The sequence below is a fragment of the Tenggerimyces flavus genome (genome assembly GCF_016907715.1).
Lineage (GTDB): Bacteria > Actinomycetota > Actinomycetes > Propionibacteriales > Actinopolymorphaceae > Tenggerimyces > Tenggerimyces flavus.
This window is the reverse complement of record NZ_JAFBCM010000001.1, coordinates 4,268,117-4,292,015: the sequence shown is the minus strand read 5'-3', so window position 1 is coordinate 4,292,015 and position 23,899 is coordinate 4,268,117. Positions and strand designations below refer to the sequence as shown.

Here is a 23,899-nt window from a genome sequence, read left to right as displayed (position 1 = left end):
CCGGGGCAGACTGCGGGACGTGATCTCCCATCTCGATCTCGTCGAGGAGGCCCGCGCGATCCTGCCGGAGGGCGTCTTCCAGTACGTGGCCACCGGCGCGGGCGTCGAGGAGACGCTGACCGCGGCCGCGCCCGCCTGGCAGCAGTACTACCTCCGCCCGCGGCTCCCGCGCGACGTCACCGCTGTCGACACCTCGACGACGCTGCTCGGCACGAAGGTCAGCGGACCCGTGCACGTCGCCCCCACCGGCTTCCAGCGCATCGTCCACCCCGACGGCGAGACAGCGACGGCGAAGGCGGCGAACGAGACAGGCTCGCTGCTCGTTCTCTCCAGCCGCTCCACCTCGTCGCTCGAGGAGGTCAGCGCCGTCGCCGGGCCGTGGTGGCTGCAGGCGTACGTTCTCCGCGACCGCGACCTGACCGCCGAGATCGTCCGCCGCGCCGCCGCGGCCGGCGCCCAAGCGGTCGTCCTCACCGTCCACACCCCGCACGTCGCGCGCAAGGCCAGGTCGTACGAGTTCGACACCAGCGTCGGTTCGCCGATCATCCCCGAGCTCGCGACCCGCGACGACCTCGGCGTCTGGCAAGCGCCCGACGTCACGCTCGAGGACATCCAGTGGCTCGCCGGCCTGTCCGGCGGCGTCCCCGTCGTTGTCAAGGGCATCCTGCGCGGCGACGACGCCCGCGCCTGCATCGATGCCGGCGCGCAGGCCGTCTGGGTGTCGAACCACGGCGGCAGACAGCTCGACGGCGCCATCCCCAGCGCGATCGCCCTCTCCGAGGTCGTCGAGGCCATAGACGAAGAGGTGTACGTGGACGGCGGCATCCGTACCGGCCGCGACGTCGTGAGAGCGCTCGCCCTCGGTGCGCGCGCCGCGTTCGTCGGCAGACCGGTCGTCTGGGCCCTCGCGGTCGGCGGCGCCGACGGCGTCCGCGACCTGCTGAACGGCTTCCGCGAGGACGTCGAGGAGACGATGGCCTTAACCGGCTGCACCAGCATCGACGAGATCGGTCCGGACCTCGTCACCAGGTCGTAGGGTCGCAGCATGACCGCGCCGAAGATCGTCGTCAACGACACCGTTGTCACCACGCCGGACGGCGTGGAGCTCGCGACCGATGTGACGGTCGCCGACGATGGCGAGCGCCATCCCGTTCTGCTCATCCGCACGCCGTACAGCCGCGCCGCCGTGCGCGGGATGTACGACGCGATCGGCCTCGCGCGGATCGGCTGGGCCGTCGTCACCCAGGACGTTCGCGGCCGGTGGGACTCGACCGGCGACTTCGTCCCGTTCGCGAACGAGCGGGCCGACGGCTTCCACACCGTCGAGTGGTGCGCGGACCAGCCGTGGTCGAACGGTTCGGTCGCGATGACCGGCGGCTCGTACATGGGCGGCACCCAGTGGCTCGCCGCGGCCGACAGCCCGCGCGGGCTCAAGGCGATCTCGCCGGCGGTCATCGGCCCGAGCATCCGCGACGACGTGACGTACGAGAACGGTGTCGCCCAGCTCGGCCTCTACACCTCGTGGGCGCTCGGCGTGACCTCGGCGGGATCGAGGCTCGACGCGGACATCGTCAAGGCCGCGACCGCCGAGCTCGACGCGTGGCCCGCGATGGTCGGCCAGCCCATCGACGAGTCCGTCCTCACCCAGGCGACCCCGCTCGGTCTGCGCTGGCTGACGCACGCCGACGACGACGGGTTCTGGTCCGGGCAGGACGTCTCCAAGGTGATCGACTCGGTGAACGTCGCCGGCTACCACCTCGCCGGCTGGCACGACATCTTCTGCGAGGGCAACCTCCGCGCGTACCAGGCGATGACCGCGCCCTCGAAGCCCGAAGCGGTCCGTGCGTCGCAGCGGCTCGTGGTCGGACCGTGGGCACACGCGACGATGCTCCGGCGGCTCACCGGCGAGCTCGACTTCGGCGTCGCCGCCGACGGGATCGTGAGCGGGTTGGTCGAGGAGCAGGTGCGCTTCCTGATGGCCGCCGTCGCCGGGCAGCCCGTGCCGAGCGGCGCGCGGGTGTACGTGATGGGCCGGAACGAGTGGATCGACCTGCCCTCCTGGCCACCGGCCGCGACCTCCACCGCGCTGCATCTCGGTGCCGACGGCGCGCTCAGCTTCGACGGGCCCGGCGAGGGCGGCGCGGACTCGTACGTGCACGACCCCGCCTCGCCGGTGCCCACCAGCGGCGGGCGGACGCTGCACCCCGTGCTGCCCGAGCCCGGGCCGCGGGACCAGCGCGAGGTCGAGGAACGTGCCGACCTGCTCGTCTACACGAGCGACGTCCTGGCGTCCGACCTCACCGTGATGGGCGCGGTGCGCGCGCACCTCACGTTCGCCTCGACCGCGGACGAGGCCGACGTGACGGTGAAGCTCGTCGACGTCCACCCCGACGGTCGCGCGATGCTCGTCGTGGACTCGATCCAGCACGTGTCCTCGACGCCCGGCACGCCGTCGGAGGTCACGATCGAGGTTGGCTCGACGGCCCTGACGTTCCTCGCGGGGCACCGGGTCCGGATCGAGGTCGCCTCGTCGAACTACCCGCGCTTCGGCCTCAGCCCCGCCGGCACGCAGACCGTCCACCACGGCGGGCGGACCGAGTCGCGCGTGGAGCTGCCGGTCTACGCGGGCTGAGCGTTCTCGACGTACGCCTTGAGCTCGTCGCCGAGCTCGCTCAACCGCCGGCGCATGATCGCCGGCGTGAACGGGCTCATCAGCAGACCGACGAGATTCGGCTCGACGACCGTGATCTCCTGGGTGAGCCTGGTGTGGTCGCCGGCGGGTTCGAACATGAACGTGTGGACCACGCGGCCCACGCTCGTCGCGGCGTCGTGCTGGAAGCGGCGCGGCGGGTCGTACTCGGCGACGATGTAGTCGATCACGCCGAACCGCCTCCAGGTGCCGCGGTAGCGCGAGCCCCGCGCCAGCGGACCGGCGGAGAGCTTCTCGACGCCGACCATGGCCGCCTCGTCCCAGCGCGGCTGGTTCTCCGGATCCGCGGCCACCGCGAACACCTCCGCCGGAGCACGGTCGATCTCCGTCAGATGCGTTGCCCTCGCCATGGCTACTCCCCAGCGGACTCCCACCCGGCGCCCTCAGTGTCGCGGAACGCCCGCCGGCTCGCGGTGGAATGCGAGGCCGTGTCTGGCAAATAGCGCCGGTCATCGCGCGTAGCGCGATGGCGCGCGGCGCCCCGCGCCCGGCTGGGCGTGGTGCAGGAGGAACTCATATTGGTTATATGGGTGACGAGGTGCACCGCGGCCAGGCGGGATGTGGGGTGTCGCGCGCCAGGCGATCTTTGGCAGACACGGCCTAGAGCCAGCCGTTGGACTCCGCTATGCGGACGGCCTCGGCCCGGGTCCGGGCGCCGGTCTTGCCGATCGCCGCCGACAGGTGGTTGCGTACTGTGCCCTCCGACAGCACCAGCGCCCGCGCGATGTCCGCCACGGTCCCGCCGGTCCTGGCCTCCTCGAGAACGTCCCGCTCCCGCGGCGTCAACGGGGACGAGCCCGCGGCCAGCGACTCGATCGCCAACGACGGATCCACGACGCGCAGCCCCTGGTACACACGGCGGATGCTGTCGGCCAGCTCCGAGGCCGGGGTGTCCTTGACCACGAACCCACTCGCCCCGGCGTCCAGCGCTCGCCGGACGTAGCCCGGTCGCCCGAACGTCGTCACCACCAGCACCCGACAGGACGGCAGGGCGCGGCGCAGCTCGCGCGTCGCCGCGATCCCGTCCAGGCCGGGCATCTCCACGTCGAGCAACGCGACGTCGGGACGTTCCGCCAAGGCCGCCTTGACAACCTCGTCGCCGCGCTCGACCTCGGCCACCACCGACAGGTCGTTCTCCAACGACAGCAGGGCAGCGAGCGCTCCGCGGACCAGGGCCTGATCGTCGGCCAGCAGGATCCGGATCACGCCGGCACCTCCGCGAACAACCGGAAGCCGCCGCCCGAAGCAGGTCCGGCGACGAGCGTGCCGCCGGCCGCGACGACGCGTTCTCTCAACCCCGCAAGGCCACTTCCCTCAGCGACCGATGCCGCGAGCGAGCCGTCGTCCACGACCTCGACGCTGGACGGCGTGATCCGCACCGTGCAGGTCCGGGCGTGGCTGTGGCGCACCACGTTCGTCACACCCTCACGGACGATCCAGCCGAACAACTCCCGCTGCGGTCCCGTCACCCCGTCGACCGCGTGCGGAAGGACGGCGTCGATCCCCGCGGCCTCCAGCGAACGCCGCGCCTGGGTGATCTCCGCCGCCAGGCTGGTTCCCCGGTAGCCCGCGACCGTCGAACGGACGTCCGCCAACGCCTCCCGCGCGAGCCGCTCGACGTCGGCGATCTCCGCGCCGGCCTGCTCCGGAGCGCGCGAGACGAGCTTGCCCGCCAGCTCCGCCTTCACCGTGATCACGGTGAGACTGTGCCCGAGGATGTCGTGCAGGTCGCGGGAGAACCGCAGGCGTTCCTCGTTCACCGCGAGCCGCGCGATCTCCTCCTGCGCCGCGACCAGCTCCCAGTTGCGCCGGAGCAGCTGCATGAAGCCGAACGAGGCCAGCGCGCTCATCCCCACCGCGAACGGGATCGACGGCTCGAACTCCCAGCTCGGGATCGCCAGTGGGATGGCCGAGGCGACCGCGATGAGCCCCGTCGTCCAGAGCAGCGCGACGTACGGCGTCAACATCATCGCGCCACCGGCCGCCAGATAGACGAACGTGAACATCCCGCCCTCGCCCGCGACGACGCAGAAGACGACGGCCATCGCGACCATCCCGGCGAAGGCGAGCCAGCCGAGCCGCTTGTCCTCCTTGCTGGCGTTCCCCAGCACGGCGAGATAGCTGAACGCGAACGCCACCGTCACCGCAGCGGTCAGGACCGCGCCCCACGGACCGGGGTGCTTGTGCAGCGCCTCGGTGACGGGACTGACCAGGAACAGCAGCCACAGGCCGCCGATGATCAGCCCACGTCCCCGGCGGCTGGTGCCGGGGACGAGTGGACTGCTCGCGATAACCATCAATGAGAAGTTACTAGGCGCGGGCGGTGTCGACGCGGTACCGACGCGACACGATCAGGCCGAGGACGAGGGTCCAGCCGAGCAGGACGGGGATCGCCACCCAGTCGAACCCGTGGCTGGTCAACGGGCCGCGGGCGATCAGGCCGAGCCAGTACGACGGCAACACCTGAGCGATCTCCCCCATCACTTTCGGCATCACCTCGACCGGCACCCAGATCCCGCCGAACAGCGAGAGCGCCATGAAGCACAGCGAGAAGATCGCCTGCGCGGACTCGGGATTCGCGACGTACCCGATCACCAGCCCGATCGCGGCGAACGGCAGGATCGCGACCCACGTACCCAGGCCGGACTCCAGCCACTGCGCCGCGGTCAGGTGCACGTGCGACACGATGCCGCCGGCCGCGTAGACGATGAGGATGCCCGGTGCGGCGATCAGCATCGCGACCGCGCCCTTGCCGAGCAGGTACGCCAGCGGCGTCAACGGGGTGAGCCGGAGCTGGCGGTTCCAGCCGGTCTGCCGTTCGACCGCGATGCGGGTGCCAGCCGACATCGCGCCGACCATGGCACCGAACGCGGCCATGCTCGTCATCAGGTACGCGGTGGTGGAGACACCGCCGAGGCCGCCGCTCTTGCCGTACAGCTGTACGTACACGAGGAACAGCAGCACCGGCATCCCGACCGTGAAGATCAGGAAGCGCTTGTTGCGGAAGGCCCGCCGCGCCTCGAGCAGAAGGTACTTGCCGATCATGACGTGCTCCCTACGGAGGTCAGGGCGAGGAACGCCTCCTCGAGATCGACGCTCTCGACCTCGATGTCGACGGCGTCCGGATAGGTGGCGAGCAGCGCGCGCAGCGCGAGGTCGGAGTCGGCGCAGCGCAGTACGACGCGGCCCTGCCGTCCGTGTCGCGCTTCGTCGACGCCCGGAAGCTCGGCGAGCCGGCGCAGGTCCGCGTGCTCGAGCGTCATGCTGATCGAACGGCCGGCGACGCGACTCTTGATCTGCGCGGCGGTGCCGTCGGCGACGATCTCGCCCTCGCGCATGAGCACGACGCGGTCGGCATACTCGTCCGCCTCGGCGAGGTAGTGCGTCGCGAACAGCACGGTCCGCCCGGTGGCGGTGAGCTCGTGCATCGTGGTCCAGAACGACCGCCTGGCTTCGACGTCCATCGCGACCGTGGGCTCGTCGAGCACGAGCAGCTCGGGGTCGGTGACGACCGCGAGCGCGAACCTTACGCGCTGGATCTGGCCACCGGACAGCTTGTTCGTCGGGCGCTTGGCGAGGTCGGCGATGCCGGCCCGTTCCAACGCCTCCTCGACCGGGATCGGCTTCTTGTGCAACGAGCCAAAGAGGTCAACCAGTTCACCAACGGTCACGTCGGGGAGGATCGTGCCCGCCTGCAGCATCGCGCCGACGAGGCCCTCGGCCACCGCCGCCTGGGGCTCGCGCCCGAAGATCCGCGCGCTGCCGTGGTCGGGTCGGGCGAGCCCGAGCAGCATGTCGATGGTCGTGGACTTGCCGGCTCCGTTGGGACCCAGCAGCGCCACGACCTCGCCGGGCGCGATGTCGAGATCGACGCCGCGCACGGCACGTACGGCTCCAAAGCTCTTGGTCAGGCCGTCGAGCCGCACGGCCATACCGGAGGTGTTCGTCATGGCGTCGAGACTGCCGCCTGGACCCGGCTGGGAACGATGTCGTGAGTCCTGGTCTGGGGGTGACATCCGTCATGCCGGCCGGATGTCACATCGAGGCGCCCTGCGGCGTCAGCTCAGGTAAAGACGCGGCGTACGGTGGAGTGCAGGACGAGGGAGGGCCCGATGCAGGTCAAGCCGAAGAGGCAGGTGTTCCGGATCACCGGGGCGCCGCGCGCTCTCAAGGAAGACGTGCGCTCCCGCGAGGTGCGTTATCTGCTGTCGATGGGCTTCCGGACCGCATGTTTCGTCGCGGCGATTGTTACTCACGGCATTCTTCGTTGGCTGCTCGTCGTAGCCGCTTTCGTCCTTCCGTACGTCGCTGTCGTTCTCGCGAATGCCGGTCGAGAGCGTCGAGAAGCCGGTCCGGCGGCCTTCGTTCCCCCAACGGGACGGGAACTTCCGGCGGGTCCGGAAAGCCCGCCCGACACGCCGAAACAAAATCCCGGGCATGCCGTCTAGACCTGAAACAGCGTTCGTGCCAAACTTTTCGTGCGCGCTCCGCTTCCCCCGTCGGAGTGCGACGTGATGCGGTGCCGGGCGGCTTCCCCCGTGGCTGCCCGGCACCGCTTCTCGTTGTTTTCACATCGCGGGATGCATTCACTCTTCGCGGTCACAACTCGGCCCCTTCCACGTTTACCGGCTACTCTTCGTGAAATGTCACGCCTTGCAGCCGACTTCCCTATCAGCCGAGTAGGTCATGGACGAGCCTGAAGAGCCCCTCTGTTCCGCCCGCGGCTGCTCGTCTCCTGCATTGTGGAAAGTGCTGTGGAACAACCCGCGCATCCACACTCCCGAGCGGCGCAAGACGTGGTTGGCGTGCTCGGAGCACCGTTCCTCGTTGGCCAGTTTTCTCGAAGCGCGGGGCTTTCTGCGCGAGATCGAGCCGTTCGAAGATCACGACTTGAACTAAGTGGCTTGGCTTTCCGCCGTTTTCCCAACGGCGGAAACAGGACAGACCCACCCCAGCCACACCTCCTTGCGACTTCACCCACCCAACCGGGGCGCGGAAGGCCGTTACCACGTGGCAGAACCCCGGCCCAGTGGGTGAAGTCGCTCAGGTTGTGGGCAAGTGGCGGTTCGGTGGGTGAAGTCGCGCGGCGCAACGCGATGCGTGCGGGCGCGGCATGCGCGGGCGCGGGGCCTGGTTGGGTGGGTGACGTGGTGGCTGAGCACGCGCGACGCGATACGTGGCTGCGCACGACGCGGCGCGATGGGGCTGAGCGCGGGGCGCGGTCCGCGGTCCGCGGATGAGCACACACCGCGCCCATCCACTCAGCGCTGTCCACAGTCCTTGCCACTTTGCCCACCGAAGTGGGGTACGGACGGCCGTTGCCACGTGGCAGAACCCCAGCTGAGTGGGTGAAGTCGCACCAGGCTGTGGGGAAGTCGCTGTTCAGTGGGTGAAGGTGCAGCGCGCGGGTGAGCGCGCGAGCGGGGCGCGGTCCGCAGCTGAGCACGCACCGCACGCTCAGCCACTCGCCGCTGTCCACAATCCTTGCCACTTTGCCCACCGAAGTGGGGTACGGACGGCCGTTGCCACGTGGCAGAACCCCGGTTCCGTGGGTGAAGTCGCGGGTCAGCCGCCGATGGCGGACATGGGGCGGGTGGGTTGCAGGAACGTTGGGTCGTCGATTCCGTGCCCTGCTTGCTTTCCCGCCACCGCGGCGCGCCAGCGGACGGCTAGTTCAGCGTCGGATGCGCCAGCCCGCAAGGCCGTTCGCAGGTCCGACTCGTCCCGGGCGAACAGGCAGTTGCGCACCTGGCCGTCCGCCGTGAGCCGCACCCGGTCGCAGTCGCCGCAGAACGGGCGGGTCACTGACGCGATGATCCCCACCGTTCCGGGACCGCCGTTCACCACGAACCGTTCGGCCGGCGCACTCCCCCGCGAAGACGAAGGCTCCGGCGTCAAAGAGAACTTCTCGCTCAACCGCTCCAGGATCTCGTCCGCGGTGATCATCGTGTCGCGCCGCCAGCCGTGCTGGGCGTCCAGCGGCATCTGCTCGATGAAGCGCAGCTCGTAACCACGCTCCAGGCACCACGACAACAGCGACGCCGCCTCGTCCTCGTTGACCCCGCGCATCAGCACCGCGTTCACCTTCACCGGCGTCAGCCCCGCCGAAGCCGCGGCGGCCATGCCTGCGAGAACGTCGGGCAGCCGGTCGCGACGCGCCAGCGTGACGAAGCGATCCGGGCGCAACGTGTCCAACGACACATTGATCCGGTCCAACCCAGCCGAGCGCAACGGGCCAGCCAGCCGGGCCAGCCCGATCCCGTTCGTCGTCATCGCGATCTTCGGCCGCGGCTCCAGGGCCGCGACGCCCGCGACGATCTCGACCAGTCCGCGCCGGACGATCGGCTCGCCACCGGTGAAGCGGACGCCGTCCACGCCGAGCAGCCGGACCGCGACCGAGACCAGGCGCACGATCTCGTCGTTGGTCAACAGCTCCTCGGACGGCAGCCAGTCCAGACCTTCCGCGGGCATGCAGTACGTGCAGCGCAGGTTGCACCGATCGGTCAGTGAAACCCGCAGGTCGGTCGCGACCCGGCCGTAGCGGTCGGCGAGCTTTCCGTTCTCCTGCACTCCACCACCCTACGGGGCCCCTGTAGCGTCGTCGGCGTGTATCGGGTCCTGCTTCGGCCGCGCTGGCTGCTCATGCTCCTGGTCGTCGCACTGCTCGTCACCTTGTTCATCGGGCTCGGCAACTGGCAGCTGAGCCGGTTGGAGACCCGGCGGGCGCACAACGCGATCATCGAGGCCAACATCGACGGCCCGCCGCGTCCGGTCGCCGACGCCCTCACGCCGGACCAGCCGGTCGAGGCCAAGGCCGAGTGGCAGCCGATCACGGCCACTGGCCAGTACGACACCGAGCACCAGCTGCTGGTGCGCTACCGCCCGCTCGAGGGCGAGCCCGGGTTCGAGATCCTCACGCCCCTGGTCACGACCGACGGCTCGACGCTGCTCGTCGACCGCGGCTGGGTGCCGTCCGGCGGCAGCGCGAACGAGCCGTCCGACGTTCCCGAGCCGCCCGCCGGCGACGTCACGGTCACCGGGCGGCTCCGGCTGAGCGAACGCGGCTCCGCCAACCAGGTCCACCCGGAGACCGGGCAGGTGCGGTTCATCGTCGTACCGCGAATCGCCGGCTGGCTGGGGACGCCCACGTACGGCGGCTTCCTCGAGCTCACCGAGCAGGTGCCCGCGGCGGGCGACAGCCCGCACCTGCTGCCGGCGCCCGAGCTCGACGAGGGACCGCACATGGGGTACGCGCTCCAGTGGTTCCTGTTCGCGCTGATCGCGGCCGTCGGGGTGGTCCTGCTCGCGTTCGACGAGGCGAACGGCGGCAAGCTCCGGGAGCGCATCCGGCACAACCGGTAGGTCGCAGTCCGACTCGTCGAAGAAGCCCCAACGGCACATCCGGATGACTCCGACGGGCGGTGGCGTGCGGCGAGACTGAGCGAGGCGGGGCTGCGACAATCGGGGCTAGCGTCAGTAACACTGGGCTGATGGGAGAGCGCATCGCCCGCCGGATCGAGGACTACGCCCTCATCGGCGACCTGCAGACCGCGGCACTGGTGAGCAACGTCGGTTCGATCGACTGGCTGTGCCTGCCGCGGTTCGACTCCGGCGCCTGCTTCGCCGCGCTGCTCGGCACGACGGACAACGGGCACTGGCAGCTCGCGCCGGTCGACGCGACCGGTCCGGCGACGCGGCGCGAGTACCGGGGCGACACGCTTATCCTGCACACCGAGTGGGACACGCCCACGGGCTCGGTGCGGGTCATAGACCTGATGCCGCCGCGCGACGAGGCGCCGGACGTCGTCCGGATCGTCGAGGGCGTGTCCGGTCGCGTCGAGATGCGGAGCTGCCTGCGGCTGCGGTTCGACTACGGCGAGATCGTGCCGTGGGTGCGGCGCATCGACGGCCAGGTCGCGGGCGTCGCGGGGCCGGACTCGGCGTGGCTGCGTTCGGACGTTCCGACGTACGGGCGGGACTTCACGACGTACTCCGACTTCGCCGTGTCGGAGGGCGAACGCGTCGGCTTCGTGCTCACCTGGCACCCGTCGCACCTCCCGCCGCCGGCGCCGGTCTCGGCCGAGGAGGAACTCGCGGCGACCGAGAAGCTCTGGGCGGAGTGGGCCTCGCGCGGGACGTACACCGGCGAGTGGCGCGAGGCCGTTGTCAGGTCGCTGTTGACACTGAAGGCGCTGACGTACGAGCCGACCGGCGGCATCGTCGCGGCGGCGACGACCTCGCTGCCGGAGTCGTTGGGCGGCGAACGCAACTGGGACTACCGCTACTGCTGGCTGCGCGACGCCACGATGACGCTGTCGGCCTTGCTGCGCGGCGGATTCACCGAGGAGGCGGCCGCGTGGCGGCAGTGGCTGCTGCGCGCGATCGCCGGCTCGCCGGACGACCTGCAGATCATGTACGGCGTCGCCGGCGAGCGGCGGCTGCTCGAGTACGAGGTGAAGTGGCTCGACGGGTACGAGGACTCGAGGCCGGTCCGGGTCGGGAACGCCGCGGTCGACCAGCTGCAGCTCGACGTCTACGGCGAGGTGATGGACGCGCTGAGCCTGGTCCGCGCCCACGGGATACCGCCGGACGCCGAGAGCTGGTCGCTGCAGTCCTTGCTGATCGACCACCTGGAGACAATCTGGCGCGAGCCCGACATGGGCATCTGGGAGGTCCGCGGCGGCCGGCGCCACTTCACGCACTCCAAGGTGATGGCGTGGGTGGCTTTCGACCGCGCGATCGAGGGCGTCGAGCGGTACGGCCTGGCAGGGCCGGTCGAGAGCTGGCGAACGATCCGCGACGAGATCCACGCCGAGGTCTGCGCGAAGGGCTTCGACGCCGCGCGGAACACGTTCACCCAGTCGTACGGCTCGCCCGCACTCGACGCGTCGCTGCTCCTGATCCCGCAGGTCGGCTTCCTGCCGCCTTCGGATCCGCGGGTGGTGGGGACGATCGAGGCTGTCCAGCGTGAGTTGACGCACGACGGGATGGTCCTGCGGTACCTCGACGACGGGTCGGACGTCGACGGGCTCGCGGGGCAGGAGGGCACGTTCCTCGCCTGCTCGTTCTGGCTCGCCGACGGCCTGCATCTGATCGGCCGTCAGGACGAGGCGCGGGCTTTGTTCGAGCGGTTGCTGTCGCGGCGGAACGCTGTCGGGCTGCTCGCGGAGGAGTACTCGCCTGCGCAGGAGCGGATGCTGGGCAACTTCCCGCAGGCGTACAGCCACATCTCGTTAGTCAACACCGCGTTCCGGCTGTCCGCCGACTCCTAGGGTCGGCGGTTCGGCACCAGGTTGGCGAGGACGTCGTCCAGCGCGACGATGCCGCGCGGGGTGGCGTCGGCGTCGAGCACCTGGGCGATGTGCGTTCCCGTACGTCGCAACGTCGACAGCACCGCGACCAGCGTGGTGTCGAGGCTGACCTCGGGGAGATCGCGGATCAGCTCCCGCCGCACCGGCGCCGCGCGGACGCCCTGGTCGTCGAGCAGCACGTCCTTGAGGTGCACGTACCCATGGAACGCCGACCCGTCCCACACCGGGAAGCGCGTGTAGCCGGACGCCCCGGCGTGCTGCTCGATCTGTTCCGGCGTGACTTCCGGGGCGACCACGACGACCTGGTCGACGTCGATCAGCACGGTCTCGACGCGACGGTCGCTGAACGCGAGCGCCTCCTGCACGATCTCGTGCTCGTCGGGGTCCATCAGTCCCTCGCGGTGGGACTCCGCGACGAGTCCCTCCACGTCGTCTTCGCCGATCGTGCTCTCGACGTCGTCGCGCGGCTCGACCCGCAGCAGCCGCAAGGTGCCGTTGGCGATCGCGTTCAGAACGACCACGAGCGGGTTGAGGATCCGCGCCAACCCGATCAGCGGCGGACCGAGAATGAGCGCGGCACGTTCGGGGCCGGCGAGGGTGAGGTTCTTCGGCACCATCTCGCCGAGGACGACGTGCAGCCACGTCACCACGAGCAGGGCGAGCGCGAACGAGACGAAGCCCGTCGCCTCGTCGGGGAGGTGCGCGGCCTCGAACGGCTTCTCCAACAGGTGCGCGATCGTCGGCTCGCCCACGACGCCGAGCGCGACCGAGCAGACCGTGACGCCGAGCTGTGCCGCGGCGATCAGCAGCGAGACGCGCTTGAGCGCCCACAGGACCATCCGGGCCGAGCCGTACCCCTCCTCGGCGAGCGACTGGATCCGTTCGCGGCGTACGGACACCAGCGCGAACTCGGCGCCGACGAAGAACGCGTTCGCCAACAGCAGCAGGCCGATCAGCAGCAGGCCGGTTCCGAGGCTCATGCGTCGTCGCTCTCGTCGTCGGCGCCGTCGTCGTCCTGGAAGAGGCGTACCCACTCGACCCGGTGGCGGTCCATCTTCTCCACGACGAGGTGGACGCCGTCGATCACGACCTCGTCTCCGACGGCCGGGATGCGGCCGAGCTGTTCGAGCAGCAGGCCGGCGATCGTCTCGTGGCCGAGGCGCGACTCGCGCAGCCGGATCCCGGTGGCGTCGGCGATCTCGTCCGGGCGGAGCAGGCCGGACACCTGCCAGCCGCCGTCCTCGGTGCGTCGTACGTCGACGGTCCGCTGGTCGTGCTCGTCCTCGATGCTGCCGACGATCTCCTCGACGAGGTCCTCGAACGTGACGAGCCCGGCCGTGCCGCCGTACTCGTCCACAACGACGGCGAGCTCGGTGTTCTCTTCGCGCAACCGCCAGAGCAGCTCGTCGAGCGGGAGGCTGGCCGGAACGAGCACGGGGTCGCCCATGATCTCGCGGATCCGTACCCGGCCGCGGTCGTCGTACGGTGCCTTCATCGCCTGCGCGAGCTCGACCATGCCGACGACGTCGTCGACGCTGTCGGCGACGACCGGGAAGCGCGAGAAGCCATGCTGGCGGGACATCTCGACGATGTGCTGCAGGCTGGCGCGCGCGGGGACGGTGACCATCTTGGTGCGCGGGGTGAGGACGTCGGAGGCGAACTTGTCGTCGAACCGCAGCGTGCGTTCGACGAGCGTGGCGGTGCGTTCGGGGAGCGTGCCGGACTCGGCGGACCGCCTGACCAGGCTGGCGAGTTCTTCAGGCAGGCGGGCGGTCTTGAGCTCCTCCTGCGGTTCGATGCCGAACAGCCGGACGATCGCGTTCGCGACCGCGTTGCAGGAGACGGTGAGCGGCCTGGTGATGCTGGTGAACATGCGCTGCGGGCGTTGGACGAACTTCGCGACGTCGAACGGTCTGGCGATCGCGAGGTTCTTCGGCACGAGCTCGCCGAACACCATCGTGACGCCGTTCGCCACCACGAGGGCGATGGCGAACGCTACCGTCCTGGTGGTGCCCTCGCTGAGCCCCGTTGCTTCTAGAGGGCCGTCGATGAGCTGGGCGACGGAGGGCTCGGCGAGGTAGCCGATGGTGATGTTCGTGACCGTGATACCGACCTGGGCGCCGGAGAGCTGGGTGGACAGGCTCTGCAGCGCTTTGAGCACCCCCTGCGCCTGCCGATCCCCTTGGCTGGCGGCCCGTTCGACCGTGGCCCGGTTGACCGTGACCATCGCGAACTCCGCCGCCACGAAGAGGGCGCAGGCCAACACCATCGCGAGGCCGAGGAGAACGAGGAGCCACTGGGTCACCCGGACAATCTAGGGCTTAGCCGCCGCTCGACCTTCGCTGCGCATGCTCGCGGATCCGCCCGCTTCAGGAACGGGGCAAACGCCCGGCCCAGATCGCGGCCTGAGCGAGCAGACCGGACGTCCGTCCTGGCGCGGTGGCTCGCCTTCCCCGCCTGGTCATCCGGCGCGGCTCACCTCCGTGCTCGCCTCCAGCCGGCGACGGGATGGTCGGCGGTGGACCGCCGCCGTCGAATCGGGTGGTGGCGCGTAGCAGGAGGCACGGCCAGACGAGGGCACTCATGGCGATCAGAGGGCGTCGAGCAACGTCTGGCAGGCGTCCCGGATCGCATCCGGCTGGACCACGACGCGGCGGTTACCGTCCTGGCTGACCAACTGCGCTTTCCGCAACGCACCGACCTGCCGGGAGATCGTCGTCTGGTGGACGCGGAGCACGTCGGTCAGCTCCTGCATGGTCATCGGCCCCTGGTCGAGCAGCTGCAGCACGATCGCCAGCCGAGTCTGGTCGCCGAGCGCTTGCAGGACCGGCGTGAGCCGCGCCCCGACCGGGAGCCCGGCACGCTTCCGGGGGCCTGACTGCGGCGAGAACAGTACGTACGCCGTCTCGCCGCCGTCGACGCCGAACATCGTCAGGCTGCGCTCCAACCCCGGGCACGGCACCAGCGTCAGGCGTGGTGCGCGGTCCGCCGCTGCCGCGTACACCGGATCCGGCAAGAGCCCCGACACCGCCTTGATCCATTGCGTGCCGGTCGCCGCCGTGTACGGCGGGGGCGCCGCGGCGACCGCGGCATCCATGGCGGGCAGCTGCTCCGTCCAGGCCAGCCCAAGCCAGCGTTCCCAGATCTCGTCCAACAGGGCGAGCAGGGTCGACCGGATCGGCTCGGAGGCGAGCACCTCGTCCACCCTCGCCGCAGGATCGGGCACGCCCCAGATCCCAAGCACGGTGGTGGCGTCTCGGCGAAGCTCGTCGAGGGTGCCCAGCAGACCGGCGACCTCACTGTCCAGAACCCGCGGTGGGTCGGCAGTGTCGAGCACGAGCACCTGATTGACCCCGGACTCGACCAGTCCGAGCATCCAGTCGTCGGCGCGCTCGTCGAGCCAGGCACGGAGTGCCGGCCAGTCCCGGTGGCCGGGGTGATCAGCGGGAAGTTGCCCGAGCAGTACCGCGCGCAGATGGGAGCCGTGGGCGAGCGCGGCGCGGAGCGGATGGCTCGCCTCGACCAGGTCGCGGGGCAGCTCCTGGGCGAGTTGCTGAAACTCGAACGTCGGCGTGGTGAGCCCGCCGAGCGCGTAGTCGACGAACAGCATCGTGGTCGGCACGACGGCCGCGAGGCTCGCCGGTGCGGCGACGAACTCGGGCGCGACACTTGCCGGCGCGAACGGCGGGATCGAGTCGGTCATGCATGCAGTATGCGCGTTGCGCATGTCGCATGCAAGGGTCGGTGGATGGACGACGTGCTGGAGCTCAAACGGACAGACCCCTTCCATCCTGGACGTGACGATTGCCTCGCCGTCGTGACGGCAAATGATCATGTTTACATGATCATTTGCCGCTCTACGTGGGATACACCCCGCGTAGAGCACCCACACGCCAGGTAAAGCGGCATCGATGCCCATCCGTCGGCACCGCCGACTTACGCACCAGGTCCTAGGCCTTCACGATCACGTACATGATCACGGGGCGGGGGTCACCGCGGCGGTGAGGCGTGGGAGTACGTCGCCGATCGGGTCTCTCAGTACGGCGTCCGCTACCTCGTCGTACGGGGTCGGCTGGGCGTTCACCACCACCAGCCGCGCTCCCTTCGCCAGGGCCACGTCGCACAGCCCGGCCGCGGGGAAGACCTGCAGCGTCGTCCCGATCGCGAAGAAGAGGTCACACGACGCCGCGGCGAGTTCCGCCGCGCGGAGCACCGAGACGTCCAGGGACTGGCCGAACGAGATCGTCGCCGACTTCTGAATCCCGCCGCACTGCAGGCACGCGGGATCGGCCTCGCCCAGAGCGACGCGTTCGAGCACCTCAGGCATCGGCGTGCGCACTCCACACGACAGGCATACCGCCCACCAGACCGTGCCGTGGATCTCGATCACGTCGGACGAGCCCGCCGACTGGTGCAGGCCGTCGATGTTCTGCGTGACGATCGTGCCCAGCCTCCCCGCCTGCTCCAGCGAGGCGAGCGCGCGGTGGCCGGAGTTCGGCTTGGCGGTCCAGGCGGGGTGGGTACGGCGGCCCTGCCACGCACGTTCGCGGACCGACGGGTCGGCCAGGTTGTCCTGCAGGCTCGACAGCCGCTCGGCGCCCGGGTTCTTCGTCCACACCCCGTTCGGGCCGCGGAAGTCGGGGATGCCGGAGTCGGTCGAGATGCCCGCTCCGGTCAGCGCGGCGGTCTTCCGGGAGGCCCGGAGCCACTCCGCGACCGTCGCTTCGTCGCTCACGGAGTCGACGGTACCCGGGGCGATCGCACGTCGCGGAGGCACGTCCTTTACGCTTCGTCGTCGGTGACGTTCGGTCCGTAAGGAACCGACTGATCTGCCCGTGATGCCTGAAATGCCAGATTCGGTAGCGCCCTGTGATCGATTTTCGGGATCTGGGGTAGGGGATGCCCGATATTTCCGTAAGTTTTTCTGTCTCGCGCATGCACAGCGTGACCATGATGCGGCAGGATGAGGAACCGTGGATCTTGGAGTGCGGGACCGAGTGTTCCTACTCAGCGGCGCGAGTCGTGGGCTGGGCCGAGCGACGGCCGAAGTGCTCGTCGCTGAGGGTGCCTATGTCGTGATCTCGGCCCGAGGCGAGGAAGGCGTGCAGCGCGCTGCCAGCAGTCTCGGCACCGCGCGCGCCGTCGGTGTCGCCGCGGACAATGCCGACCCGGCGTCGGCCGAACGGCTGGTCGCCACCGCGATGGCGAAGTGGGGACGGCTCGACGGCGCGCTGGTGAGCGTGGGCGGTCCGCGGCCGGGTACGGCACTCGACTCCGAGGAAGCGGACTGGCGCTCGGCGTTCGAGTCGGTCTTCCTCGGCGGCATCCGCCTCGCCCGCGCGGTCGCGGCGGCCTGCCGCGACGGCGGCTCGATCGCGTTCGTGCTGTCCAGCTCGGTGCGGTCGCCGATCGCGGGCCTCGCGATCTCGAACGGACTCCGCCCCGGCCTCGCCGGTGTGGCCAAGACCCTGGCCGACGAGCTCGGCCCGGCGGGCGTACGGGTCAACGGCCTCATGCCCGGCTCGTTCGACACCGAACGGCAGCGCGAGATCGCCGCGGCGTCCGGTGACCCCGATGCCGCGAGGCGGCGCACCGAGGCGACGATCCCCTTGCGCAGGTACGGTTCGCCGCCGGAGTTCGGCCGCGTCGCCGCGTTCCTGCTGTCACCGGTCTCCTCGTACATCACCGGCAGCATGATCGCCGTCGACGGTGGTTCGCTCCGTACGATCTAGGTCGTGTTGCGGGGCTTGGCAGCTGCCGATCCGGGGTAGCTCACCGCCACAGGCGTCCTTCTGACGGGAGCCACGATGGCTGTGACGATCCGCGCCGAGCCACTGGGCGGCCGGGCGGTCGTGATCCACCTCGAAGGCGACGTCGACATCGTCACCGCGCGCGAGGTCCGCGACTGGGTGTTCGACCTGCTCGACAACAGTCCCGGCGAGGTCGAGCTGATCGTGGTCGACCTGTCGGAGTCCGACTTCCTGGACTCGTCCGGTCTCGGCGCGCTCGTCGCGGTCTACCGCCGCGTGCACGCGCAGGAACGCAGCTTCTGTGTGGCCAGTCCCGCGCCGATGGTCGCGCGCATCCTCGAGGTCTCGGGGCTCGACCAGGCGTGGCGGGTCTACCCGTCCGCGGCGGAAGCCATCGCCGCCCTCCCGCCGCAGGAGCAGAACTGACTAGCGCGGCTTGCGGAACTCGCGCTTGTTCGCCTTGACCTGGGTGAGGTCGACGACGTGCGTCGCGGTCGCCTTCGCGCCGCTGACCGTGGCCCGCACGCCGACGCTGTCGCCGACCTTGACCGCGTCGATGCCGTCGCGTTCGGCGCGCACCATCGTCGTGGCGGTGACGGCGTACGTACGACTGAAGCCGTCGTCGCTCTTCACCGTGATCGAGCTCGTGGAGACCGCGGTGACCTTGCCGCGCTGGGTGGCGAGCGTCTCGTAGCCGCCGCCTTGCTTGGGCACGGTGAACTCGCCGTGCAGGGCGCCGAACGGAGCGCCGACGCGGTGCTTGCCGGGCCAGCCCCGGTGCCCCTTCCGGACCTCGTCGGGCGCCTTCGGCTGCGCGGAGGGCGAGCTGGTCGTGTCGGCTGCGGGAGCGGCGAGCGGGCCGGCGTTCGGCGTGTTCGACGCGGCCGTCGCCACGCCGACGCCCGCGGTGACGACGAGGGCTGCCGCGCCCAGGATCACCAGCGGTCGACGCAGGCGCGATCGGATGCGGTCATCGGAGTCGAGGACATCAGGCATGCCGACAGCATGGGCGCGAAGCCTGAGACAGCCCTGAACGCAGGCTGAGAATCCTCAGTCCGCAAGAGCGTCGGCGGCGGCGTTGCTATCTCGGCCCCGGTGCACCGACGGCTCTTCCCCCGGCGGAAACTCGACTGACCAGGTGTCGCCGTCGGTGCCACCCGCCGAGATGGCGACGCCTCATGCCGCCGACCGGTGCGGAGTCCAGGGGGCTAGTCGGCGGCGACGACTTGAAGGTAACCCGGGGCGCCGTCGCGGGTACGGACCTGGATCGGCAGCACCACGTGCTGAACGTCGCGGTACGGCTCGCCGCTCGTCATCCGGCGCCGCAGCAGCTCCCCCGCCTGCTCGCCGAGCTCCCGCGACGGGAGGCGCGCGGCCACCGCGGTGAGCGGCAGGATGTCGAACGGTCCGGCGTCGTCCATCCCCGCCACGTCGATGTCGCCGGGAACGTGCAGACCCAGTGCCACCAGGTCCTCGATCGCCTGCGCCAGCGCGTACCCGTTCCCACACAGCAACACCGTCGGCGGCTCGGTCAGCCCGAGCAGCCGCTCCACCACACCGGCCTCGTAGCGGCGCAGCACGTTGAGCTCCGGCCGCACCGGGATCTGGTGGTCCCGCAACGCCTTGAGATGTCCGGCCAACCGATCCCGCACGCTCGTGGCGTCGGTCTCGTGCCACAGCGTCGCGATCCGCGTGTGCCCGAGCGCGATCAGCCGTTCGGTCACCTCGTAGCCGATCGCGAGGTTGTCCGGCATCACCACGTCGGTGGGAACGTCGGGGCGGTAGCGGTCGACCAGAACGATCGGCACCCCCTGCCGGCGGACCTCGTCGAACACCGCGGGGTCGGTCGCACCCTCGGCGGAGTAGAGCACGATGCCGCTCACGTTCGCGGCGAGAGCCTCCCGGATCGCGCGGGCCTCGCGCTCGGCGGAGTTGTCGGAGTACTTCAGGTACATCCGGTAACCGTGCTCGGACAGTGCCGCCTCGAGCCCGGCGAGCAGCTTCCCGACGTGTCCACCGCCTCCGGTCTGCAGGATGCACGCCACGGTGTGGTCGCGCGGCGGAACGGGAGGCGAGGCCGAAACCCCCACAGGTACGGGCGAATCGGCGACGAACGTGCCACTCCCCTGCCGTCGGACGAGCAGCCTCTCGGCGACGAGCTCGTTCAACGCGCGGACCGCCGTCGTGGTGCTGACGCCGAAGCGTTCACACACTTCCCGTTCGGTGACAAACCGTGCGCCAGGGGCGTAACCGTCCTGCCCCACCAGCTCGGCAAGCGCTTGCTTCACCTGCAGGTAGAGCGGACCTCGGCCCACACCACGTTCCACGGACATGGAGCCTGCACCACCTCGCTCTCGCGGCAATCAATACATCAACTCTGCCAGGCTCGGCGACGGACCTGGCCAAGTTTGGTCGGATTAATTGACATGTTGACACATTAAATTTACGTTGCGGTCACCCCGTCAGCCCCGCAGTCGCGAGGGAGTGACCCATGGTTAGTCGGCGTTCGTTCCTCACTGGCGCTCTGGCCGCCACCACGTCCTTGGCCCTCGCCAGCTGCAGTAGCGGCGGAGGCAACGGCGGTGGCAGCAGCGGCAGTGGGCCCTACAAGTTCAGCTACCTGCGCCCCACCTGGGGCCCCGCCACGTTCACCAAGGCCGGTCCTTACCAACAGGCGTTGGAGAAGGGCGGCAACGTCGCGATCGACGTGCAGATCATCCCGGTGATCGACTACGACACGAAGGTCAACACGATCCTCGCCTCCGGCGACATCCCGGACGTGATCTGGGGCTCCGGCCCGGCGAACTCGATCTGGCGCGACGCCCAGGACCAGGGCGCGTTTCTCCCGATCGACGAGTACCTGGAGAAGTACGAGGCCGTCCGCAAGGCCGTTCCGGACAACATCTGGAACATGCTGAAGTCCAAGGACGGCGAGTCGTTCTTCATCCCGAACCTGATCTGGCCGCAGGTCCCGTTCATGATGTTCTACCGCAAGGACCTGTTCGACCAAGCCAAGTTGGAAGAACCGAAGACCGTCGACGACTTCGTCGAGACGTTGCGCGCGGCGAAGAAGGCGTTCCCGAAACACGTGCCGCTGTCGCTCGGGTACGAGTGGAGCACGAAGGATCTCGCGACCTCGTTCGACTTCTGCCTGTCCGGTTGGGAACCGACGCCGGACGACCCGAACAAGATCGTGCCGTGGCACGTCAAGGAGTCCGAGATCGACTTCTACTTCTGGCTGCAGTCGCTGCACAAGGAAGGGCTGATCGACCCGGAGTTCAAGGTGAACAAGGAGCCGAACTTCTCCGGCGACAAGTTCATCGCGGGCAAGGTCGCGATGATCCCCAGCCACTGGGGCGGATTCGCCGACACGATCACCAAGCTGCGGCAGGTCGAGCCGAAGGCCGAGGTACGGATCATGGATCCGTTCAACGCGACCGGCGGCAACCGCATGGTGATCCCGATCGACCGCGGCTTCTACGTCTCGTCGAAGATGAAGGACCCCGACCGGTTCTTCGAGTTCCTCAACTGGAGCCTCACCGACGGTGGCACGCTGCGCCGGTACGGCGTCGAGGGCAAGATGTTCAAGAAGGTCAGCGGCGCGAACATCCCGATCCCCGACACCGAGCGCGAGGAGAAGTTCAAGGGACCGCAGGTCGAGCCCGTGCAGTTCTTCGGCCCGTTCAGCGAGAAGCTCGACTGGGACGGCATGAAGATCGGGTACGAGGCGAACAAGCTGCCCGAGGAGTTCGCCTACATCGAGCAGAAGTTCGCCACGTACACGGCGAAGTACCACACGGACTACCGCGACATCACCGCGCTCTCCGAGACCGAGAACAAGCTGGGCGCGCAGATCTACGAGGACTACATGAAGCAGGTCGTGGACGCGTCCATCATCGACCACAAGACCACCAAGCAGAACTGGCTGAACGCCGCCGACAAGTGGCGCAAGGCCGGCGGTGACGCGATCATCGACGAGGTCAACGCGGCCCAGAAGGACAAGTCCAAGCCCAACTACGTCGAGAGCTGACGGCCCTCGTCGTGGGTCTGCTCGAGGAGAACCGGCGGCGGCAGCGGCAGCGGTTCGTCGAACCGCAGGCCGCTGTCGTCGGCGGCAAACGGTCGCTCGGTGCCGAGATCTGGCGGCACCGCTGGATCTACGTGCTGATCCTGCCGACGATCGCGTACTTCATCGTGTTCGCGTACCTGCCGTTGGTCGGACTGCAGATCGCGTTCAAGGACTTCCAGGTCTTCCGCGGGATGTGGGAGAGCCCGTGGGTCGGCTTCGAGCACTTCCAGACCGTGTTCTCCTCGGAGAAGTTCCCGCAGCTGATCCGGAACACGGTCGTGATCAGCCTGTACCGGTTGGTGTTCGGCTTCCCCGTTCCGGTGCTGTTCGCCCTGCTGCTGAACGAGGTTCGGCACCTGATGTTCAAGCGGGGCGTGCAGACCGTCACGTACTTCCCGCACTTCCTGTCCTGGGTGATCTTCGCCGGCATCGTGATCAACATCCTCGGCCCGTCCGGCATCGTGAACACGCTGATCATGGGCGCCGGCGGCGACCGGGTGAACTTCCTCACCAACCCCGACACGTTCCAGGCAGTGGTGGTCGGGACCGGCATCCTGAAGGAGTTCGGCTGGGCCGCGATCATCTACCTGGCAGCGCTTTCCAGCATCGACCCGCAGCTGTACGAGGCGGCGCGCGTGGACGGCGCCCGCAAGCTGCGACAGATCTGGCACGTCACGCTGCCCGGGCTGCGTCCAGTGATGGCGGTGCTGCTCGTATTGTCGCTGGGCACGATCCTGGACGCCGGCTTCGACCAGATCTTCCAACTACAGAACGGCGCGGTGCTCGAGGTCGGCGACATCATCGACACCTACGTCTATCGGATCGGCCTGCTGGAAGCGCAGTACGAGGTGGCGACCGCGGTCGGTTTGTTCAAGGGCATCGTGGGGTTGGTCCTCATCGTGACGGCGAACTACATCCTCCGCAGGTTGGGGCAGCGATCGATATGGTGATGCGAACCGGTGACGCGGGCTCGGACTTCGTCGAGGCCGCGGAGGTGACGAAGCGGCGCAGCCGGCTCGACCGCAATCCCCTGTACGCCGACATCGTCATCTACGTCATCCTCGTGCTGCTTGGGCTGATCACGTTGCTGCCAATGGTGAACGTGCTCGCGAAGTCGTTGAGCGAGAGCGGAGCGATCTCGGCGAACCCGTTGATGCTGATCCCCTCCTCGTTCACCCTCGACGCGTACCAGTACATCTTCGAGACGCCGGTGCTGATGCGCTCGTTCGGCGTCACGGTGTTCGCGACCGTGGTCGGTACGGGGCTGAACCTGCTGCTCACGACGACGGCGGCGTACGGGCTGTCGAAGACGTCGATCCCCGGCTACCGGTTGCTGATGTGGATCGTGATCCTGCCGATGCTGATCGGCGCGGGGCTGATTCCCACGTACCTGTTGCTGAAGAGCCTCGGGCTGATCAACAGCATATGGGTGCTGGTGTTCATGGGGCTGGTGTCACCGTTCAACCTGATCCTGATGCGGAACTTCTTCTGGAGCATCCCGAACGAGCTCGAGGAGTCGGCGCGCATCGACGGGGCGTCGGACCTGAAGATCCTGTGGCACGTGGTGCTTCCGCTGTCCAAGCCGGTGATCGCGACGATCGGGCTGTTCTACGGCGTCGGGCACTGGAACGACTTCTTCACCGGGCTTTTCTTCATCAACGACAACTCGAAGTGGCCGTTGCAGGTGGTCCTGCGTTCGATCATCATCGACCAGTCGATGCTCGGCATGGGCGGTCAGGGCGCGGCACCGACCGTCGACCTGCAACGGCTCGTCGTCTCGGCCGACAACATCCGCGCCGCGACGATCATCTTCGCGACGATCCCGATCCTGCTCGCGTACCCGTTCCTCCAACGCTACTTCGTGAAGGGCATCATCCTCGGCGCCGTCAAGGGCTAGCCTCGAGCTTTCGTCCGTCCGTTGGTTCGACCGGCCCGACCCCGCCCTGGGGCCAACGATCATGTTTACATGATCATTTGCCCCTTTACGTGGGGTGGACGCCAGGTAGAGGGGTCACTGGCCGGGTAAGGCGACCGCGACGCTTCACCTACGGAGTGCCTT

Annotated in this window: 23 protein-coding genes; 11 read left to right on the top strand and 12 right to left on the bottom strand. The window is 69.1% G+C overall.

Going from position 1 to position 23,899, the window contains the following annotated elements; translation table 11 throughout:
- The first annotated feature begins 19 nt into the window (after window positions 1–19).
- Both JOD67_RS20045 and JOD67_RS20040 read left to right on the top strand, forming a co-directional pair.
- On the top strand, window positions 20–1,036 hold the full coding sequence (locus JOD67_RS20045; protein WP_307782464.1) for an alpha-hydroxy acid oxidase: 1,017 nt from the start codon (window positions 20–22) through the stop codon (window positions 1,034–1,036).
- A 9-nt stretch (window positions 1,037–1,045) separates the two neighbouring features.
- Window positions 1,046–2,632, top strand: a complete 1,587-nt coding sequence (locus JOD67_RS20040; RefSeq protein ID WP_205119127.1) for a CocE/NonD family hydrolase — start codon at window positions 1,046–1,048, stop codon at window positions 2,630–2,632.
- Here JOD67_RS20040 and JOD67_RS20035 read toward each other — a convergent pair.
- The 5 genes from JOD67_RS20035 to JOD67_RS20015 all read right to left on the bottom strand — a co-directional run bounded on the left by JOD67_RS20035 (window position 2,620) and on the right by JOD67_RS20015 (window position 6,660).
- Window positions 2,620–3,060 carry an SRPBCC family protein gene (locus JOD67_RS20035; protein WP_205119126.1) on the bottom strand — a complete coding sequence of 147 codons (441 nt, stop codon included), beginning with the start codon at window positions 3,058–3,060 and terminating at the stop codon, window positions 2,620–2,622. The two genes, JOD67_RS20040 and JOD67_RS20035, sit on opposite strands and share 13 nt — an antisense overlap.
- A 250-nt stretch (window positions 3,061–3,310) precedes the next feature.
- A complete protein-coding gene (locus JOD67_RS20030) occupies window positions 3,311–3,916 on the bottom strand; it encodes a response regulator transcription factor (RefSeq protein WP_205119125.1) in 606 nt (201 codons plus the stop codon).
- Complete coding sequence (locus tag JOD67_RS20025; RefSeq protein WP_205119124.1) at window positions 3,913–5,007, bottom strand: sensor histidine kinase; 1,095 nt, start codon at window positions 5,005–5,007, stop codon at window positions 3,913–3,915. Before JOD67_RS20025 ends, JOD67_RS20030 begins: the two co-directional genes overlap by 4 nt.
- A gap of 13 nt (window positions 5,008–5,020) precedes the next feature.
- Window positions 5,021–5,755, bottom strand: coding sequence for an ABC transporter permease (locus JOD67_RS20020; protein ID WP_205119123.1), 735 nt, complete (start codon window positions 5,753–5,755; stop codon window positions 5,021–5,023).
- Window positions 5,752–6,660, bottom strand: a complete 909-nt coding sequence (locus tag JOD67_RS20015) for an ABC transporter ATP-binding protein (protein ID WP_205119122.1) — start codon at window positions 6,658–6,660, stop codon at window positions 5,752–5,754. Before JOD67_RS20015 ends, JOD67_RS20020 begins: the two co-directional genes overlap by 4 nt.
- 162 nt (window positions 6,661–6,822) lie before the next feature.
- Between JOD67_RS20015 and JOD67_RS20010 the strand changes: the two genes are divergently transcribed.
- Window positions 6,823–7,158 (top strand): DUF3099 domain-containing protein, encoded by a 336-nt coding sequence (locus JOD67_RS20010; protein ID WP_205119121.1) that lies wholly within the window; start codon window positions 6,823–6,825, stop codon window positions 7,156–7,158.
- Window positions 7,159–7,396: 238 nt separating this feature from the next.
- On the top strand, window positions 7,397–7,609 hold the full coding sequence (locus JOD67_RS20005; protein WP_205119120.1) for a hypothetical protein: 213 nt from the start codon (window positions 7,397–7,399) through the stop codon (window positions 7,607–7,609).
- A gap of 666 nt (window positions 7,610–8,275) precedes the next feature.
- Here the strand turns inward: JOD67_RS20005 and moaA are convergent.
- A complete protein-coding gene (moaA, locus tag JOD67_RS20000) occupies window positions 8,276–9,280 on the bottom strand; it encodes a GTP 3',8-cyclase MoaA (RefSeq protein WP_205119119.1) in 1,005 nt (334 codons plus the stop codon).
- Between the two features lie 36 nt (window positions 9,281–9,316).
- Between moaA and JOD67_RS19995 the strand changes: the two genes are divergently transcribed.
- Together JOD67_RS19995 and JOD67_RS19990 are read left to right on the top strand one after the other, a co-directional pair.
- Window positions 9,317–10,072, top strand: coding sequence for an SURF1 family cytochrome oxidase biogenesis protein (locus JOD67_RS19995; RefSeq protein ID WP_205119118.1), 756 nt, complete (start codon window positions 9,317–9,319; stop codon window positions 10,070–10,072).
- A gap of 128 nt (window positions 10,073–10,200) precedes the next feature.
- The gene (locus JOD67_RS19990; protein ID WP_239553927.1) at window positions 10,201–11,982 is read left to right on the top strand and encodes a glycoside hydrolase family 15 protein; all 1,782 of its coding nucleotides are present in this window, start codon (window positions 10,201–10,203) and stop codon (window positions 11,980–11,982) included.
- Here the strand turns inward: JOD67_RS19990 and JOD67_RS19985 are convergent.
- The 4 genes from JOD67_RS19985 to JOD67_RS19970 form a co-directional block, all read right to left on the bottom strand.
- On the bottom strand, window positions 11,979–13,001 hold the full coding sequence (locus JOD67_RS19985) for a hemolysin family protein (protein WP_205119117.1): 1,023 nt from the start codon (window positions 12,999–13,001) through the stop codon (window positions 11,979–11,981). The genes JOD67_RS19990 and JOD67_RS19985 overlap by 4 nt on opposite strands.
- Window positions 12,998–14,326: a hemolysin family protein gene (locus JOD67_RS19980; protein WP_205119116.1), complete on the bottom strand. Its 1,329-nt coding sequence runs from the start codon at window positions 14,324–14,326 to the stop codon at window positions 12,998–13,000. Before JOD67_RS19980 ends, JOD67_RS19985 begins: the two co-directional genes overlap by 4 nt.
- A 285-nt stretch (window positions 14,327–14,611) precedes the next feature.
- Window positions 14,612–15,724 carry an ArsR family transcriptional regulator gene (locus tag JOD67_RS19975; RefSeq protein WP_205119115.1) on the bottom strand — a complete coding sequence of 371 codons (1,113 nt, stop codon included), beginning with the start codon at window positions 15,722–15,724 and terminating at the stop codon, window positions 14,612–14,614.
- Between the two features lie 273 nt (window positions 15,725–15,997).
- Window positions 15,998–16,756 carry an SIR2 family NAD-dependent protein deacylase gene (locus JOD67_RS19970; protein ID WP_205119114.1) on the bottom strand — a complete coding sequence of 253 codons (759 nt, stop codon included), beginning with the start codon at window positions 16,754–16,756 and terminating at the stop codon, window positions 15,998–16,000.
- Between the two features lie 238 nt (window positions 16,757–16,994).
- Between JOD67_RS19970 and JOD67_RS19965 the strand changes: the two genes are divergently transcribed.
- Both JOD67_RS19965 and JOD67_RS19960 read left to right on the top strand, forming a co-directional pair.
- A complete protein-coding gene (locus JOD67_RS19965; protein WP_205119113.1) occupies window positions 16,995–17,753 on the top strand; it encodes an SDR family oxidoreductase in 759 nt (252 codons plus the stop codon).
- A gap of 75 nt (window positions 17,754–17,828) precedes the next feature.
- The gene (locus JOD67_RS19960) at window positions 17,829–18,197 is read left to right on the top strand and encodes an STAS domain-containing protein (protein ID WP_205119112.1); all 369 of its coding nucleotides are present in this window, start codon (window positions 17,829–17,831) and stop codon (window positions 18,195–18,197) included.
- Here JOD67_RS19960 and JOD67_RS19955 read toward each other — a convergent pair whose 3' ends face one another.
- Together JOD67_RS19955 and JOD67_RS19950 are read right to left on the bottom strand one after the other, a co-directional pair.
- Window positions 18,198–18,767, bottom strand: a complete 570-nt coding sequence (locus JOD67_RS19955; protein ID WP_239553926.1) for a hypothetical protein — start codon at window positions 18,765–18,767, stop codon at window positions 18,198–18,200. It abuts the gene before it with no gap.
- A gap of 212 nt (window positions 18,768–18,979) precedes the next feature.
- Window positions 18,980–20,104 (bottom strand): GntR family transcriptional regulator, encoded by a 1,125-nt coding sequence (locus tag JOD67_RS19950; protein WP_205119111.1) that lies wholly within the window; start codon window positions 20,102–20,104, stop codon window positions 18,980–18,982.
- 158 nt (window positions 20,105–20,262) lie between these two features.
- Here JOD67_RS19950 and JOD67_RS19945 point away from each other — a divergent pair, with 158 nt between their 5' ends.
- The 3 genes from JOD67_RS19945 to JOD67_RS19935 are packed head-to-tail and all read left to right on the top strand — an operon-like array spanning window position 20,263 to window position 23,737.
- A complete protein-coding gene (locus JOD67_RS19945) occupies window positions 20,263–21,801 on the top strand; it encodes an extracellular solute-binding protein (RefSeq protein WP_205119110.1) in 1,539 nt (512 codons plus the stop codon).
- A gap of 11 nt (window positions 21,802–21,812) precedes the next feature.
- Window positions 21,813–22,790: an ABC transporter permease gene (locus tag JOD67_RS19940; RefSeq protein WP_307782463.1), complete on the top strand. Its 978-nt coding sequence runs from the start codon at window positions 21,813–21,815 to the stop codon at window positions 22,788–22,790.
- Window positions 22,790–23,737: a carbohydrate ABC transporter permease gene (locus tag JOD67_RS19935; protein ID WP_239553924.1), complete on the top strand. Its 948-nt coding sequence runs from the start codon at window positions 22,790–22,792 to the stop codon at window positions 23,735–23,737. The genes JOD67_RS19940 and JOD67_RS19935 overlap by 1 nt, the downstream gene beginning before the upstream one ends.
- The last annotated feature ends 162 nt before the right edge of the window (window positions 23,738–23,899 follow it).